The 15,184-nt window shown below is 72.6% G+C and carries 14 protein-coding genes and 1 pseudogene; 10 read left to right on the top strand and 5 right to left on the bottom strand.

All coding sequences use genetic code 11. The features are described 5' to 3' along the window. Positions 1-282, bottom strand: a 282-nt coding sequence (locus tag IF43_RS0128810; RefSeq protein WP_158939545.1) for a sugar phosphate nucleotidyltransferase, incomplete at its 3' end; no start/stop codon positions are given. An 83-nt stretch (positions 283-365) separates the two neighbouring features. Between IF43_RS0128810 and IF43_RS0128805 the strand changes: the two genes are divergently transcribed. Beyond that, entirely contained in the window at positions 366-965 is a 600-nt protein-coding gene (locus IF43_RS0128805; RefSeq protein WP_030207148.1) for a 5-formyltetrahydrofolate cyclo-ligase, read from the top strand. A gap of 99 nt (positions 966-1,064) precedes the next feature. On the opposite strand, the gene IF43_RS0128800 is transcribed toward IF43_RS0128805, so the two are convergent. Then, positions 1,065-3,869, bottom strand: coding sequence for a penicillin acylase family protein (locus IF43_RS0128800; protein ID WP_030207145.1), 2,805 nt, complete (start codon positions 3,867-3,869; stop codon positions 1,065-1,067). Between the two features lie 193 nt (positions 3,870-4,062). Here IF43_RS0128800 and IF43_RS0128795 point away from each other — a divergent pair, with 193 nt between their 5' ends. The 6 genes and pseudogenes from IF43_RS0128795 to mscL all read left to right on the top strand — a co-directional run bounded on the left by IF43_RS0128795 (position 4,063) and on the right by mscL (position 10,204). Beyond that, positions 4,063-5,652, top strand: coding sequence for a potassium/proton antiporter (locus IF43_RS0128795; protein ID WP_078910532.1), 1,590 nt, complete (start codon positions 4,063-4,065; stop codon positions 5,650-5,652). A 276-nt stretch (positions 5,653-5,928) separates the two neighbouring features. After that, positions 5,929-7,149: pseudogene (locus IF43_RS0128790) on the top strand (MFS transporter); the annotation flags it as partial. A 268-nt stretch (positions 7,150-7,417) separates the two neighbouring features. Next, positions 7,418-7,720: an FmdB family zinc ribbon protein gene (locus tag IF43_RS0128785; RefSeq protein ID WP_030207136.1), complete on the top strand. Its 303-nt coding sequence runs from the start codon at positions 7,418-7,420 to the stop codon at positions 7,718-7,720. 239 nt (positions 7,721-7,959) lie between these two features. Beyond that, positions 7,960-8,793 carry an S-methyl-5'-thioadenosine phosphorylase gene (locus tag IF43_RS0128780; RefSeq protein ID WP_030207132.1) on the top strand — a complete coding sequence of 278 codons (834 nt, stop codon included), beginning with the start codon at positions 7,960-7,962 and terminating at the stop codon, positions 8,791-8,793. A gap of 295 nt (positions 8,794-9,088) precedes the next feature. Continuing rightward, positions 9,089-9,556, top strand: a complete 468-nt coding sequence (locus tag IF43_RS0128775) for a hypothetical protein (protein WP_234332569.1) — start codon at positions 9,089-9,091, stop codon at positions 9,554-9,556. A gap of 138 nt (positions 9,557-9,694) precedes the next feature. Continuing rightward, positions 9,695-10,204, top strand: coding sequence for a large conductance mechanosensitive channel protein MscL (gene mscL, locus IF43_RS0128770; RefSeq protein ID WP_030207127.1), 510 nt, complete (start codon positions 9,695-9,697; stop codon positions 10,202-10,204). Between the two features lies 1 nt (position 10,205). Here mscL and IF43_RS0128765 read toward each other — a convergent pair whose 3' ends face one another. Beyond that, entirely contained in the window at positions 10,206-10,409 is a 204-nt protein-coding gene (locus tag IF43_RS0128765; RefSeq protein WP_030207121.1) for a hypothetical protein, read from the bottom strand. A gap of 232 nt (positions 10,410-10,641) precedes the next feature. On the opposite strand from IF43_RS0128765, the gene IF43_RS0128760 reads away from it, so the two are divergent. Both IF43_RS0128760 and IF43_RS0128755 read left to right on the top strand, forming a co-directional pair. Next, positions 10,642-11,820, top strand: a complete 1,179-nt coding sequence (locus IF43_RS0128760) for a low temperature requirement protein A (protein ID WP_051796370.1) — start codon at positions 10,642-10,644, stop codon at positions 11,818-11,820. Between the two features lie 149 nt (positions 11,821-11,969). Further along, entirely contained in the window at positions 11,970-13,229 is a 1,260-nt protein-coding gene (locus IF43_RS0128755; protein ID WP_324605138.1) for a cytochrome P450, read from the top strand. Between the two features lie 103 nt (positions 13,230-13,332). On the opposite strand, the gene IF43_RS0128750 is transcribed toward IF43_RS0128755, so the two are convergent. Further along, positions 13,333-13,830 carry a DUF5949 family protein gene (locus IF43_RS0128750; RefSeq protein WP_030207102.1) on the bottom strand — a complete coding sequence of 166 codons (498 nt, stop codon included), beginning with the start codon at positions 13,828-13,830 and terminating at the stop codon, positions 13,333-13,335. A gap of 56 nt (positions 13,831-13,886) precedes the next feature. After that, positions 13,887-14,540 carry a hypothetical protein gene (locus IF43_RS38375; RefSeq protein ID WP_051796368.1) on the bottom strand — a complete coding sequence of 218 codons (654 nt, stop codon included), beginning with the start codon at positions 14,538-14,540 and terminating at the stop codon, positions 13,887-13,889. 182 nt (positions 14,541-14,722) lie between these two features. On the opposite strand from IF43_RS38375, the gene IF43_RS0128740 reads away from it, so the two are divergent. Next, positions 14,723-15,181 (top strand): DUF6299 family protein, encoded by a 459-nt coding sequence (locus IF43_RS0128740; protein WP_030207096.1) that lies wholly within the window; start codon positions 14,723-14,725, stop codon positions 15,179-15,181. Positions 15,182-15,184 lie beyond the last annotated feature (3 nt).

The raw sequence follows: 15,184 nt of genomic DNA, 5'->3' as shown, positions 1-15,184 counted from the left end.
GACCTTCTTGAGCCGGTCGTCGTCGCCCTTGGCCTGCAGGGCCGACTCCAGCTCGTAGTTGCGGTCGAAGTGGTCCTCCAGCGGCCGCTTGTTGCGGCCGGTGATCATCAGTACGTCGTCCAGCCCCGCCGCCACGGCCTCCTCGACCACGTACTGGATCGCCGGCTTGTCGACGACGGGCAGCATCTCCTTGGGGGTGGCCTTGGTCGCCGGCAGGAACCGGGTGCCGAGGCCGGCGGCCGGGATGACAGCCTTGGTGATCACTTGGTGCGACTGAGTCATGGGGCGCACGATAGCCGCTGCACCTGTGCGGAACGTTATGTTCCGGTTGATGTGCGGCGGATTCGAGAAGGGTTGACGAGCCAGTGGTAAGCGATCATTCCGCCAAGGCGGACCTGCGGCGCGAACTGCTCGCCGCCCGCCGCGCCCTGACACCCGCCGCGGCGGCCGAGGCGGCCGAGCGGATCGCCGCGCGCGCCCTCGACCTGCCCGAACTGGCCGGGGCCTTGACGGTGGCGGCCTACGTCTCCGTGGGCACCGAGCCGGGCACCCGGGCCCTGCTCGACGCGCTGCGCGGGCGCGGCAGCCGCGTGCTGCTGCCCGTGCTGCTCCCCGACAACGACCTCGACTGGGCGGCGTACGACGGGCCCGGCAGCCTCGCCGAGGTCGCGCACCCGGGCAAGATGCGGCTGCTGGAGCCGGCCGGGCCGCGCCTCGGACCGGACGCGGTGACCGGGGCCGACGCGGTGCTGCTGCCCGGGCTCGCGGTGGACGGCCGGGGCATGCGGCTGGGGCGGGGCGGCGGCTCGTACGACCGGGTGCTCGCGCGCCTCGCGGCGGCCGGGGCCCGCCCCCCGCTGGTGGTGCTCCTCTACGACGACGAGGTGGTCGCACGGGTCCCGGAGGAACCGCACGACCACCCCGTGCAGGCCGTGGCCACGCCGTCGGGCGTCCGGCGCTTCTGAAGGCGGCGGTACGCGCCGACGCCCGGCGGAGGGGTCCCTCCGCCGGGCGTCGGCGTCACGGCGTGGGCCGCGCTCCGGTCACGGGGCGCGGCCGCCGTCTCACGGCTTGAGGACCAGCGTGTCCTTCGTCGCCTTGTCCACGGCCGCCTTGCCGAAGGACCAGTCGAGCAGCTCGCCCTTGGCCCAGAGGTCCGTCTGGTCCGTGTAGTGGCTGTCGTAGGTGTGCCCCGAGGCCCCGGTCAGGTTGATCCAGCGGGACTTGTCCAGGTCCTTGAGGTTGACGACCATCCGCATGGACGGGACCCAGGTGACCCCGTAACCGGAGGCCGCGTTCCAGCCGGTGGCGTTGACGGTGGCCTCGCCGCCGCCGAGGTTCCACGGGCCCCGGTTGAGGAGCCACTGCATGAAGCCGGGGCCCTCGGTGCCGATCGTCTGGTTCTTGAGGGTCAGCCGGTGCAGGCGGCCCCAGCTCCAGGTGCTGACGTCCTTGCCGAGCTTGGCGGTCAGCTCCCAGCGGGCGTCCTTCATCGCGCGGGCGAAGAGCTGGTCGCGGGTGGTGGTCTCCTTGTCGAGGCGGGTCGCCGGGGTGTGCCACCACTCGGACTTCTCGTCCTTGACGAGGCGGCGCACCACCTCGAACCAGCGGTCGCCGCCGTCCGGCTGCGCCGAGTCCTCGCTGCGCTCGCCGCACTCCTGGACGAGCTCCGACAGGTCGTCGGCCGGGCCGCTGCTGTCCGCGGCGCGGACGCTCAGGCAGCTGCCCTCGATCCGCAGCTCCTTGGGCAGCTTGTTGCCGAAGGCCAGCTTGAGGATGTTGCGCCAGACCGCGTTGAAGTACGCGGCCGCGCCGGAGTCCGGCTCCTGCGTGTAGTTCCAGCCCTCGAGCAGCTTCTGCGCCTCGCGGACGTAGGGGTCCGAGACGGGCAGCTTGGCCAGGATGGGCGTGAGGAGCGCGGCGATCTCGCTGCTGTTGTCCGCCTGCATGGTGCGCATGTCGTCCGTCGAGATCTTGCCGCTGTCCTTCAGCTTGGCCTCGATCAGGTCGTTGATGCGCTGGCTGCGGGCGCCGTAGCCCCAGTCGGTGGTGAGGTGGTACGGGTACCCGGCGGCGGTGTTCTTGCCGTCCTCACCGGCCTCGCCGGCCAGGGGGGCGGCGCTCTTTATGACGGCCTGGTTGGCGGTGACGATGTAGCCGCGCTTGGGGTTGCGGTCCCAGGGCAGCTCGTCCTGCGGGATGTACTTCTTCCAGTTGTACTTCGAGTCCCAGCCGGGGGCCGGCAGGCTGCCGTCGCCGGCGCCGCGCACCGGGATGCGGCCGGGGGCCTGGTAGCCGATGTTGCCGTACTCGCCCTTGCTGTCGGCGTAGATCAGGTTCTGCGAGGGGACCTCGAAGTCGCGGGCGGCGGCCCGGAACTCCTGGAAGTCCTTGGCGCGGTCGAGCTTGAAGACGGCGTCCATGGACTTGCCCGGGTCCAGCGCGGTCCAGCGCAGCGCGACGCCGTAGCCGGTGCCGCGGTCGGGCGCGGAGGCGGAGACCGGGGCGCGCTCGCCGACGGTGGCGAGCTCGTCGCTGCGGTCGGAGATCAGCGGTCCGTTGTTGGTGGTCCGCACGGTGATCCGCTTGCTGGCGCCGCCGGCGACCTTGATGACCTCCTCGCGGGTGCGGAAGGGCACGGTCCTGCCGTCGACCACGTAGCCGTCGGGCTTGACCTGCTCGAGGTAGAGGTCGCTGACGTCGGCGCCGAGGTTGGTCATGCCCCAGGCGATGTCCTGGTTGTGGCCGATGACCACGCCGGGCATGCCGGAGAAGGTGAAGCCGGCGACGTCGTACTGGCAGGCGGCCGAGACGGTGCGGCAGTGCAGGCCCATCTGGTACCAGACGGAGGGCAGCTGCGGGGACAGGTGCGGGTCGTTGGCGAGCAGGGGCTTGCCGGTGGCGGTGTACTTGCCGGAGACGACCCAGGAGTTCGATCCGATGCCGCTGCCGTTCGGACCGAGGACGGCCGGGACCTTGTCGATGGCCTCCGACAGCGACGACAGCTGGGTGCGCAGGCCGAGGCCGGCGCCGCCGAGCGAGCTGCCGGTGGCGGAGGAGCCCGAGCCCGAGCCCGAGGCGGAGCCCGAACCGGAGCCGCCCTTGGGGTCGTACTTCTCGGTGGCGGAGTCGACGCCGCCGCCCTCGACGATCGGGCGGTTCCGGTCGAAGGGGTAGGGCGGGTAGAGCTCCTCGATCTGCTCCTTGGAGAGTCGGCTCGTCATCAGGGAGCGGTCGATCTCGTCCTGCATGTTGCCGCGCAGGTCCCAGGCCATGGCCTTGAGCCAGGCCACGGAGTCGACCGGGGTCCACGCCTCGGGCTGGTAGTCGTCGCTCAGCTTCAGGGCGGCGTGCTCGACGGACAGGTCCTTGCCGGAGCGGCCCTTCAGCCAGGCGTTGACCCCGTCGGCGTACGCCTGGAGGTACTTCTTCGTCCGGGGGGAGAGCTTGGTGTCGTACTCGGCCTGCGCGATCCGGCGCCAGCCCAGGGTGCGCAGGAACGCGTCGGTCTCGACCTGGCCGTCGCCGAACATCTCCGACAGGCGACCGGAGGTCAGGTGGCGACGCACGTCCATCTCCCAGAACCGGTCCTGGGCGTGCACGAAGCCCTGTGCGCGGAAGAGGTCCTCGTCGTTGTCGGCGTAGAGCTGCGGGATGCCGTGGTCGTCGCGCTTGACCTCGACCTGACCGGCCAGCCCCTTGAGCTGGATCGTCCCGGTGGTCTGCGGGGCGGAGGCACGGACGCTGTCCACGGTCCAGTACGCGCCGTAGCCGAGCCCCGCGAGCAGCGCCAGGACCAGGAGGAGCACGATCAGACGGGCGCGTCGTCCCTTCTTCTTGGCGGAAGGGGCGGATTCGTTCGCGGGCATCGCTGTCCTTCGTCGGGCAGGGTGGTCCTGGGAGTGCTGGGAGCAACCTTAGGCGCAGCACCCCGCCCGTTCGGACGCGGTGTCAGGCAGTTCCTCGAACTGGCGTTTCACAAGGTGGCAATCCAGTCAAGAAATCGTCAAAGATTAGGTAAGGTAACGAAGTACCAGGCCATACCGTCGCGCCGGTGAAACGATCCGGCGACCGACCCGGGGGAAGGACCGCCCGCTGACCGTCCACCAGCTCAACGAGCTCCTGCTGGTCTCCTCGCTCGTCCTGCTCGTCGCCGTGGCCGCCGTGCGCGTCTCGTCGCGCAGCGGCCTCCCCAGTCTGCTCATCTACCTGGGGCTGGGTGTCGCCATCGGACAGGACGGCATCGGCGGGGTCGTCTTCGACAACGCGGAGCTCACGCAGGTCATCGGCTATGCGGCACTGGTGGTGATCCTCGCCGAGGGCGGTCTGGGCACGAAGTGGAACACGATCCGGCCGGCCCTGCCCGCCGCCGGCTCGCTCTCCCTCGTCGGCGTCGCCGTCAGCGTCAGCGTGACGGCCGCGGGCGCGCACTACCTGGTCGGGCTGGACTGGCGGCAGGCGCTGCTGATCGGCGCGGTGGTCTCCTCCACGGACGCGGCGGCGGTCTTCTCCGTGCTGCGCAAGGTGCCGTTGCCCTCGCGGGTGACGGGCGTACTGGAGGCCGAGTCGGGTTTCAACGACGCTCCGGTGGTCATCCTGGTCGTGGCCTTCGCCGCGGTCGGACCGGTCGACGAGTGGTACGTGCTCGTCGGCAAGATCGCCCTGGAGCTGGCCATCGGCGCCGCCATCGGCCTGACCGTCGGCTGGCTGGGCGCGTACGGGCTGCGGCACGTGGCACTGCCGGCCTCGGGCCTGTACCCCATCGCCGTCATGGCCATCGCCGTGGTGGCGTACGCCGCCGGTGCGATCGCCCACGGTTCCGGCTTCCTCGCGGTCTACCTGGCCGCGATGGTGCTCGGGAACGCGAAGCTGCCGCACTGGCCGGCCACCAGGGGGTTCGCCGACGGACTGGGCTGGATCGCCCAGATCGGCATGTTCGTGCTGCTCGGCCTGCTGGTCACCCCGCACGAGCTGGTCGACGACTTCTGGCCGGCCGTCCTGGTCGGGCTGGTGCTGACGCTGGTGGCGCGTCCGCTGGAGGTCATGGTCAGCCTGGCGCCGTTCCGCATACCGTGGCGCGAGCAGGCGCTGATGTCGTGGGCGGGCCTGCGCGGCGCGGTCCCGATCATCCTGGCCACGATCCCGCTGGTGACCGGGATCGAGGGCAGCGACCGGGTCTTCAACATCGTCTTCGTGCTGGTCGTCGTCTACACGCTGGTGCAGGGGCCGACGCTGCCCTGGCTGGCCCGCAAGCTCGACCTCGGCACGGACCGCGCCCCGACCGACCTCGGCATCGAGTCGGCGCCGCTGGAGCGGCTGCGCGGGCACCTGCTCTCCTTCTCCATCCCCGAGGGCTCGCGGATGCACGGCGTCGAGGTCAGCGAGCTGCGGCTGCCGGCCGGCGCCTCCGTGACGCTGGTCGTGCGGGACGGCAGGAGCTTCGTTCCGCTGCCGGCGACGGTGCTGCGGCGCGGGGACGAGCTTCTGGTGGTGGCCACCGATCCGGTACGGGACGCGGCCGAGGCCAGGCTGCGGGCGGTGGCACGCGGTGGCAAGCTGGCCGGCTGGCTGGGCACCGGGGGGAACGAAAGCGACGGCGGAGCCTCGAATTCCGGTGGATCTAGAGGTCGAAATAGGCGAACGGCCCATTAATCCTAGGTGAAACTCGCCATTTGTCGGCGGAATCACAAGGGCACGGTGTGCCAGGTGCCTGTACCATGGGGGCACACCTATATCGAACCAACTCTGCCTGACGCAGAGCTGGCGCGACCGCTCGGCGGCCGTGGCCCTCCTCCCGCAGTGGTGGGCCCAGGTATCACTCGGTTCTGCGCATGAGGACAGCTCTCGGGGCTCCCGCATACGGGCACCGCTCACAAAGCGGCGCCGTCGCAGCCGGGGGGCTCTACCAGGCGGCAGAAAGGCAAGGCCGTGGCATCCGCGGTCACGACCGAGACGTCCCGCCCGGGCTACGGGCAACTCCTGCGCACGCCCGGCGCCCTCAGCTTCGTGCTCCCGGGGTTCGCCGCCCGGCAGCCGTTCGCGATGCTGACGATCAGCATCGTCCTGCTCGTCCAGCACACCACCGGCTCGTACGGCAGCGCCGGCGTCGTCGCCGCCGTCACCGGTGTCTCCATGGCCCTGTTCGCCCCGCAGATGGGCAAGCTGGCCGACCGCTTCGGCCAGAGCGCCGTCCTGGTCCCGGGCGTCCTCGCGCACACCGCCGCCGTGAGCGCGCTGACCGTGCTCGCGCTGCTGGGCGCGCCGCTGTGGGCGCTCGCGCTGGCCGCCGTGCCGGCGGGCATGTCCGTGCCGCAGGTCGGCCCCATGGTGCGGACCCGCTGGGCCGCGCGCCTGGAGCCGGGCTCGCCGCTGCTGGCGACCGCCGCGGCCTTCGAGTCCGTGACGGACGAGTTCACCTTCGTCGTCGGCCCGGTCCTGGCCACCGCGCTGTGCACCGGCGTGCACCCGGCCGCCGGCCTGGCCACCGAGGCCGCCCTGACCCTGCTCGGCGGCCTGCTGTTCGCCGCCCGGCGCGCCACCCAGCCCGAGCCGGTCGGCCGCACGGCCGCGACCGGTGAGAAGCACGCCTCAGCACTGTCCGTGCCGGGCGTGCGCGTCCTGATCGTCGCGTTCCTGGGCATCGGCGCGGTCTTCGGCGGCATGCAGGTGTCGCTGACCGCGTTCTCCGAGGAGATCGGCAACCCGGGCCTGAACGGCGTGCTGTACGGCGTCTTCGCGGCCGGCAACATGATCGCGGGCATCGCGTGCGGTGCGATCGCCTGGAAGATCGGCCCGCGCCGCCGCCTGATCCTGGGCTACGCCGCCCTGACCGCGGCCGCCTCGCTGCTGTGGACCGCGCACTCCGCCGTCCTGCTCGGCGGCCTGGGCCTGCTGGTCGGCCTGTCCATCGCCCCGGCGCTGATCACCGGCTACACGCTGGTCGAGAAGCTGGTGCCGGCCGCGACCCGTACCGAGGCCTTCACCTGGCTGACCGGCGCCGTCGCGCTGGGCCAGGCCGTGGCCGTGACCGTGGCGGGCCGGCTGGCCGACGCGCACGGGTCCGGCGCGGGCTTCCTGGTGCCGCTGGCGGCGACCGGTCTGGCGCTGGTGACCCTGCTGGCGCTGCGCGCCAAGCTGGCGCCCAAGGCGCCGAGCCGGATCGTGGGCGCTTCGGCGCCGACGGTCGGCGAGCCGGTCGCGGAGCGGGCCGTGCAGCGGGCCGCCGAGCGCCCCGCCCGGCGGGTCGTGGAGCGGTCCGCCGAGCGGGTCGTCGAGCGGTCCTCGAAGCGGGTCGTGGAGCAGTCCGCCGAGCGTGGTGTCGGTCACCGCGTGCCGGTGACGGTGGACTGAACGGTCGGAATACGTCACCATGGAACGTCGTTAGCACTCATCGAGTCAGAGTGCCAGGAGGAAATTCGTGCCGACCTACCAGTACCAGTGCACCGAGTGCGGCGAAGGCCTCGAGGCGGTGCAGAAGTTCACCGATGACGCCCTGACCGAGTGCCCGAACTGCAAGGGACGCCTCAAGAAGGTGTTCTCGGCGGTCGGCATCGTCTTCAAGGGCTCCGGCTTCTACCGCAACGACAGCCGCGGCGCGTCGTCGAGCAGCACGCCGGCCTCGAAGCCCGCGTCGTCCTCGTCGAGCACCACCACGGCCTCGACGTCGAGCTCCGGCTCCTCGAGCTCTTCGAGTGCTTCGAGCAGCAGCTCCGCGGCCTGATCCGCGCGCCATGCCTTGCGAAGGCCCCGCCTGTCCTCCGGGACGGCGGGGCCTTCGGCGTGCGGGGCGCCTCGGGGCGCGTGCGGGGGGCCTCGTGGCGGGCGTGGGGGGCCTCGTGGCGGGCGCGAATGCGCCGGGGCCGCGGCGTTCCAGGCCTTTTCCGGGCCTTCGCGACCTTCGTGACTTCCGCGACTTTCCTGACGACCGGACCGCGGCGTTCCCCCGCTAGGGTGAACGGCATGGTGCATGCAGAGATCGGCGTCATCGGCGGCTCGGGCTTCTACTCCTTCCTGGAGGACGTCTCGGAGCTGACGGTCGAGACGCCCTACGGAAAGCCCAGCGACGCGCTCTACCTCGGACGGATCGCGGACCGCAGCGTCGCGTTCCTGCCGCGGCACGGGCGGGGGCACCACCTGCCGCCGCACCGGATCAACTACCGGGCCAACCTGTGGGCGCTGCGCTCGGTGGGCGTGCGCCAGGTGCTGGGTCCGTGCGCGGTGGGCGGCCTGCGGCCGGAGTACGGTCCGGGCACGCTGCTCGTGCCGGACCAGATGGTCGACCGTACGAAGTCCCGCGCGCAGACCTTCTTCGACGGGGAGCCGCTGCCGGACGGCAGCGTCCCGAACGTGGTCCACACGACCTTCGCCGACCCGTACTGCCCGGTGGGCCGGCAGGCGGCGCTGGCGGCGGCGCGGGGGCGCGACTGGGACGCGGTGGACGGCGGCACGATGGTCGTGATCGAGGGGCCCCGCTTCTCGACCCGGGCCGAGTCGCGGTTCCACGCGGCGATGGGCTGGTCGGTGGTGGGCATGACCGGACACCCGGAGGCGGTGCTCGCCCGCGAGCTGGGGCTCTGCTACACGTCGATGGCCCTGGTCACGGACCTCGACGCGGGGGCGGAGACCGGTGAGGGCGTCTCGCACACCGAGGTGCTGAAGGTGTTCGGGGAGAACATCGGTCGGCTGCGGTCGGTGCTGTTCGACGCGGTGGAGGCGCTGCCGCGGAACGAGGACCGCGCGTGCCTGTGCACGCACGCGCACGACGGGTGGGACCTGGGCATCGAGCTGCCGTAGCGGGCGGTCGCCGACCGCTCACTCGTGAGGGTGAGGGCGTTGTCCACAGGCCGTGGGTTGTCCACAGGCCGGGGCGGGGCCCGGGCGGTTTCGTCGAACCTGGGCCTGTCCCGGACGCGGTGTCCGGGGCAGGCCCTTTGCGTTGCGACGACGATCGGCGGTGTTCGCGATGTCCGTGTCCGGTTCCCCTTCCCCTTCCTCTCCTTCCACCCCTTACTCCGCGGCCCCTTCCACCCCTTCCTCCGCGGTCCCCGCCACCCCTTCGGTGACGTGTCCCCCACCCCGCGGGGTGCCGATGTTCGAGCCCCTCCGGGTCCGGGGCGGCGGCCGCGACCGGCTGCGCAGGGCGCTGCGGCGCAGGCGCCGGGCGGGGGCGGTGGGGCTCGCCGTGACCGCGGCGGTGCTCGCGGCGGGCGGGCCGCAGGCACGGGCCTCGCGCGGGGATCCGCCGCCCGCGCCGCCGCCCGCGGTGGCGCCGGCCGCCGAGCGGCTGGTGTCGGCGCCGGTGCGGATCGCGGACGCGGCGGCCGTGCGGCTGCTGCGGCCCGGGGACCGGGTGGACGTGGTCGCGGCGGGCGAGCCGGGCCGCGAGCGGGAGCGGCCGCGTCTGGTGGCGGCCGGTGCCCGGGTCGCGCGCGTCCCGGAAGCGGAGGAGGGCGCCCCGGAGGGCGGGGCGCTGGTGGTGCTGTCGGTGCCGCGCGGGACCGCGCGTGCGTTGGTGGGTGCGGCTGCGGTGGCCCGGCTGGCGGTGACACTGTGTTGATTCGCACACAAGGGCAGTCGCGTCACCGTGCGGGGTGCCTCGATTGGACACGGCTCGGCTCGACTGCCGTAGTTTTCGGAACCAGTGGTTCCGGCTCGGTGTCCTGCACCAGCGACACAGAGGAAGAGAGGCTCAGTGGTGAGCGAGAAGAAGGTCAGCGTCCTGGCGGGGTTCAAGGCCTTCCTGATGCGCGGCAACGTGGTCGACCTCGCGGTGGCGGTCGTCATCGGCGCGGCGTTCACGAACATCGTGAACTCGGTGGTGAAGGGCATCATCGGCCCGCTGGTCGGCGCGATCGGCACGAAGAGCCTGGACGTCTACTCCTCGTGCCTGAAGGGCCCCTGCGGGATCGACCCGAAGACCGGCGACCCGATCGGCGTGAACATCCTGTGGGGGACGGTGCTGAACGCGGCGCTCACGTTCCTCATCACGGCCGCGGTGGTCTACTTCCTGATGGTCCTGCCCATGTCGAAGTACCTGGCGCGGCAGGAGCAGCGCCGCAAGGCCAAGGAGGGCGTGAAGGAGGTCGTGGAGGTCACGGAGCTGGAGGTCCTCAAGGACATCCGCGACCACCTGGTGGCGCAGCGCAACGGCCACACCACCGCGCAGGTCGACGGTGCTCCGGCGGCGCGTCCGAGCGTGGACTGACTCAGAGGTGGTGGGGCGGCTTCTCGTCCAGGAAGCGCGCCAGGTCGGCGGCGCTGTCGGCGGAGGGCCGCTCCCCCCACCCCCGGTCCGTGTCGTCCGAGGACTGCCGGTCCAGGGGGTCGTCGAAGATGAGGGCCGGCCGGGGCTTCGGCCGGGGCTCGGGCGTCGAGGGACGCGGTCCGGGGTCCGGGGCGGTGCTGCTCATGGCTCCAGGGTACGGCCGGGGCCGGGCGGATCAGGCCCGCGAAGGACGGCGGCGAACGCCGCGAGGCGGCCGGGACCTCGCCGGTGCCGCGGCGGTGCGCTCGTCCCCCGGGAGCCGGGACGTACGGCGCGGCCCCGCGTCACCCCGCCCCCGCGCACGGGTGGGCGGGGCCCGGCAGCCGTTCCGCCCGTCCGGGGTGCCGGTTCGGGCGCCGTCTGGTGTGCTGTGCGGTATGGCGTACCAACCGATGACCGCCCGCAGCCGGCACGAGGAGCACCGCGCGGCCACGCCGCTGGAGCTGTTCTTCGACCTGTGCTTCGTCGTCGCCGTCGCGTCGGCGGGCCGGCAGTTGGTGCACGCGCTGGTCGAGGGCCACGCCGGCAGCGGGGTCAGCGGCTACCTCTTCGTCTTCTTCGGCGTGTGGTGGGCCTGGATGAACTTCTCCTGGTTCGCCTCCGCCTACGACGTCGACGACGTGCCGTACCGGGTGGCGACCCTGGTCCAGATCGCCGGCGTGCTCGTCTACTCCGCCGGCGTGCCGGAGGCGTTCAACGACAACGACTGGACCGTGGCCGTCATCGGCTACCTGATCATGCGGGTCGCGCTCACCGCCCAGTGGTTGCGGGCCGCCGCCTGCGAGCAGGGGCCCGCCCGGCGCACGGCCCTGACGTACGCCGTCGGGCTGGTGATCTGCCAACTCGGCTGGGTGGCGCTGCTGGCGGTGCCCGAGTCGTCGAAACGCTGGCTCTTCCTGGTCATGGTCCTGGCCGAGCTGTCGGTGCCGGTCATCGCGGAGCGCGGCCACCAGACCCCGTGGCACCCGCACCACATCGCCGAGCGGTACGGCCTGTTCACCATCATCGTGCTCGGCGAGTCGATCGCCGCGGCCACCGTCGCCGTGCAGTCCGCCGTGGAGGAGCACGAGGCGCTGGGCGAGCTCCTGCCCATCGCGGGCGGCGGCCTGCTGACCGTCTTCGGCGCGTGGTGGATCTACTTCGCGGCGCCCGTGCACGAGCGGCTGGCCGGCAACCGCGAGGCCATACCCTGGGGTTACGGCCATTACGTGATCTTCGCCTCCGCCGCGGCGATCGGCGCCGGCATCGAGGTGGCCGTCGAGCACGCGGTGGGCAAGGCGCACATCTCCGCGACCGCCGCGGCCGCCGCCATGACCGTGCCGACGGCCCTCTACCTGGCGACCGTATGGCTGCTGCACTCCCGCCACTTCAAACGCGGAGCGGTCGAGCAGCTCCTGCTCCCGGTGTCCGCCGCGGCGGTGCTGGCCTGCACGTTCGCGGGCGACGCCGCGGTGCTGGCGACCGGGCTCGTCACCGCGCTGGCCGTGGCGACGGGCGTGGCGCTCGCCGAGCGCTCCCGGCGCGGCGATCCCCGCACCGCGGACCTGCACCTCTAGGTCGTGTCGTCGCGGCCGCCCGGTGCGCCCGCCCCGCGAACGCCACGGCGTCGCTCGAACGCCCGGCGCCTCACACGTTGGTGGGAATCTGGCCGTCCAGGTCCCCGTACGGAGCCCAACCGCCCGCGGGGCACGTGAGGATGACGGCCGTGACAGGGAACCTCGCCGATCCGGCGTTCTGGCAGCAGCCCCCGGCCGACCAGCTCAGGGAGTTCGCGCGGCTGCGCGCCCTCGACGCACCGGTGTACTTCCGCGAGCGGGCGGCGTCCTGGCGCGGGCCCGAGCGCGGCCACTGGGCACTGGTCCGGCACGCGGACGTCCAGGAGGCCAGCCGGCTGCCGAAGGTGTTCGCGTCCGCCCCCGGGGTCACCACGCCCGAGCCGGCCCGCTGGGTGCGGGCCCTGTTCGGCGACTCGATGGTGAACCTCGACGGCGCCGAGCACGCCCAGCTGCGCCGGATCGTCTCGCGCGCCTTCACGCCCCGGCTGCTGGCCGAGGCGGAGCGGGACATCCACAAGGTGGCGGCCCGGATCGTGGACGACATGCTGCACGCCCGGCCCGACGAGTTCGTCTCGGCCGTCTCCTCCCGCCTGCCGCTGGAGGTCATCTGCAACATGATGGGCATCCCGGAGGAGTTCCGGCGGGAGATCGCCGACCGCGTCGACCACGCCTCCGAGAACATCGGCGTGGAGCGGGGCCTGACGGCCCGGCTGCGGATGCCCGGCCGCGGGCTGCGGGCCCTGGCCCGGATGCAGCGCATGGTCGCCGGCATCGGCCGCGAGCGGCGCCGCCGCCCGGCGGACGACCTGATCTCCGCGCTGGTGTGCGCGAACGTGGACGGGCAGGCCCTCGGGGCCCGGCAGCTCGGCGCGTTCTTCTCGCTCCTGATGGTGGCCGGGGTGGAGACCACCCGCAACGCCATCACACACGGCCTGAGCCTGCTCACCGACCACCCCGAGCAGCGCGAGCTGCTGCTGTCGGACTTCGAGCGGTACGCCGACGGGGCGGTGGACGAGATGATCAGGCACTCGACCCCGATCATCCAGTTCCGCCGGACCGTGACCTGCGAGCACACCCTGGGCGGCCGCACGTACGCGCCCGGCGACAAGGTCGTGCTGTACTACGCCTCCGCCAACCGCGACGGGGACGTCTTCCCGGACCCGGACGCCTTCGACATCACCCGCAATCCCAACCCGCACCTGGGGTTCGGCGGCGGCGGACCGCACTTCTGCCTGGGCGCGCACCTGGCGCGGGTGGAGATGAAGGCCTTGTTCCGGGAGTTGCTGACGCGCCCGGTCGGGCTGCGGGCGGTGGGCCTGCCGGACCTGGCGGGTTCCAACTTCGACAACCGGGTCCGCTCGCTGCGGTTCGCGTTCTCGGTGCCGGGCGAGGGGCCCGCCGAGGCCTGAGCCCGTCGACGGCCGAAGGCGTCCCACGACCGCCGCCGGGCCGGCTGGGGGCCCGGCGGCGGCCGCCCGTACCGGGAGCCGTACGGGGTTCAGCGGGCCCGGGTCACTTGCGGAGCTTGGTGACCGGCAGCACGACGTGGGCGCTGCTGGTGAGCACCGCCTCGTCGCCGGCGAAGGCCTGCAGCATCTCGGGCGTGACGGGCTTCCCCGGCACGGCCTCGGGCCAGGGGCGGGTGGCGAACAGGAAGTAGACCTGCCCGTGGTCGTCGGCGGCCTTGACCCACTCCGGCGGTGCCGAGCACTGGACGTTGAGCCCCGGCATGGTCAGCGCGGCCTGCTCGGCCTCGACCAGGACCGTCAGGGGCAGGCTGGGGGTACGGGTGCCGTCGAGCACGACGTCGCCGATGGGCAGGCCCATCTCCTCCAGCAGCGAGCGCGCCGCCGCCTCGCCCGCCTCGTGGCCGCCCTCGCCGTCACCGAGCGAATAGGCGAGGAGGTAGGGCATGTCGTGACCCTCTTCGGGGTCGCCGATCCACGTGAGGGCGGAAAGGGTGCCGAGCTGGTTCCGCCGGACCTGGGATTCGGTGTGAGTCGAAGTCATGCGCCGCACCCTAGTGGTCTTTCCGGGGGGCCCTTTCGACCCTTCACCCCCTCGGGCTATACCTGCCAGAAACCTTCTCCGGAATTCGTCGCCGTGTTCGCATCGCGGTACTGGAGCTGGACGACGCGCACGTTCTCCGGAATTTCGAACACCACCCATCCCTCGGCCTGCTCCCCCACCGCGAGCGGGGCGAACGGGAGCGCTTTGCCGGTGGTCAGCTCGCCGGTCGGCACGGCCGGGTGGCGCCCGCCGTCGCCGTCGATCGCCCACATGCCGCCGAGGGGCCCGTACGCGTCCCCGCCGATGTTCGAGAACGTCATCCCGGCGCCCACCCAACGCTTGCCCTGGCCGGGTCCACGGTCCTTCGACGCGCTGACGGCCGGGTCGACGAACGCGTTCAGGACGGCCCGCAGGTGACGGCCGAGGGCCTTGCCGCTGAAGGTCACCGCGTCGCCCAGCCGGGCGGGTTTGCGCAGCGTGCCGGGGCCGGCGGGGCCGGCAGCCGCCTCCGCCGCCACCCGGTCCCCCGCGCCGGCCGCGGCCGGGAGCCCGCCCCGGGCGTCGTCGCCCTCGGACGCCCGGGGCGCGGCGGGGGCCGCGCGCGCGGCGCGCTCGGGGGCGGCCTGGCACGCGGCGGTCCCGAGCAGCAGGACCGGGAACAAGGCGAGCGGTGCCAGGGATGCCAGGGTTACGGGCGCGGCGTGACGCATGGAGGGGTCCCTTCCGGGGGATTCTTTGCCGCCATATTCACGCGGCCGTACGCGGAAATGCACACACCGACACGGGCCGACACGGTCACGGCGAGTGAGTTCGGCAGGCACCATCAGCACAATTCGATTCGACGGCGCCGAACCGCCGTACCCCCCACACCCGGAAGGCAGCAAAAAGCATCATGCGCATTTCAAAGCTCGCGCTCCTGAGCCTGGCCGCCCTGGCGACTCTCACCGTGCCGTTCACCTCGCCGGCGACGGCCGCCGCGTTCTCCGGTGAGATTTCCGTACGGGACCAGGTGCACATCGCGCAGGACGGCACGGTCACCCTTTCCGGCACCTACCGCTGCTCCGGTGCGTCACCCCTGCGGGGGGTCTTCGTCTCGAGCAGCCTCGTGCAGGACGGCACCCAGCTGGGCTTCGGCGGCACGGACGCGGTGTGCGACGGCGCCGAGCACGCGTGGGAGTCGAGCGGGCCGGTCAACCCGCTCGGCGACGTCGACCTCGGCTTCCACGGGGGCCCGGCGCAGGTGGACGCCCACCTGATGACGCTGGAGTCCTCGGGCGGCTGGCTGCCGCTGCCGCACGCGCTGGCGGGGGGCCGGGAGAGCGTCGACCTGGTCGACCACCGCGCGCACTGAGCC

This window comes from Streptomyces sp. NRRL S-87, assembly GCF_000719335.1.
Taxonomy (GTDB): domain Bacteria; phylum Actinomycetota; class Actinomycetes; order Streptomycetales; family Streptomycetaceae; genus Streptomyces.
Note: the sequence above shows the minus strand (reverse complement) of the source record. Positions and strands in the feature narration are given on the sequence as shown.

Bases quoted from the DNA above. Each gene is read 5' to 3' on its own strand.
- IF43_RS0128800 (WP_030207145.1), bottom strand. From the start codon at position 3,869: ATGCCCGCGAACGAATCCGCCCCTTCCGCCAAGAAGAAGGGACGACGC.
- IF43_RS0128780 (WP_030207132.1), top strand. From the start codon at position 7,960: ATGGTGCATGCAGAGATCGGCGTCATCGGCGGCTCGGGCTTCTACTCC.
- IF43_RS0128775 (WP_234332569.1), top strand. From the start codon at position 9,089: ATGTTCGAGCCCCTCCGGGTCCGGGGCGGCGGCCGCGACCGGCTGCGC.
- IF43_RS0128765 (WP_030207121.1), bottom strand. From the start codon at position 10,409: ATGAGCAGCACCGCCCCGGACCCCGGACCGCGTCCCTCGACGCCCGAG.
- IF43_RS0128760 (WP_051796370.1), top strand. From the start codon at position 10,642: ATGGCGTACCAACCGATGACCGCCCGCAGCCGGCACGAGGAGCACCGC.
- IF43_RS0128750 (WP_030207102.1), bottom strand. From the start codon at position 13,830: ATGACTTCGACTCACACCGAATCCCAGGTCCGGCGGAACCAGCTCGGC.
- IF43_RS38375 (WP_051796368.1), bottom strand. From the start codon at position 14,540: ATGCGTCACGCCGCGCCCGTAACCCTGGCATCCCTGGCACCGCTCGCC.
- IF43_RS0128740 (WP_030207096.1), top strand. From the start codon at position 14,723: ATGCGCATTTCAAAGCTCGCGCTCCTGAGCCTGGCCGCCCTGGCGACT.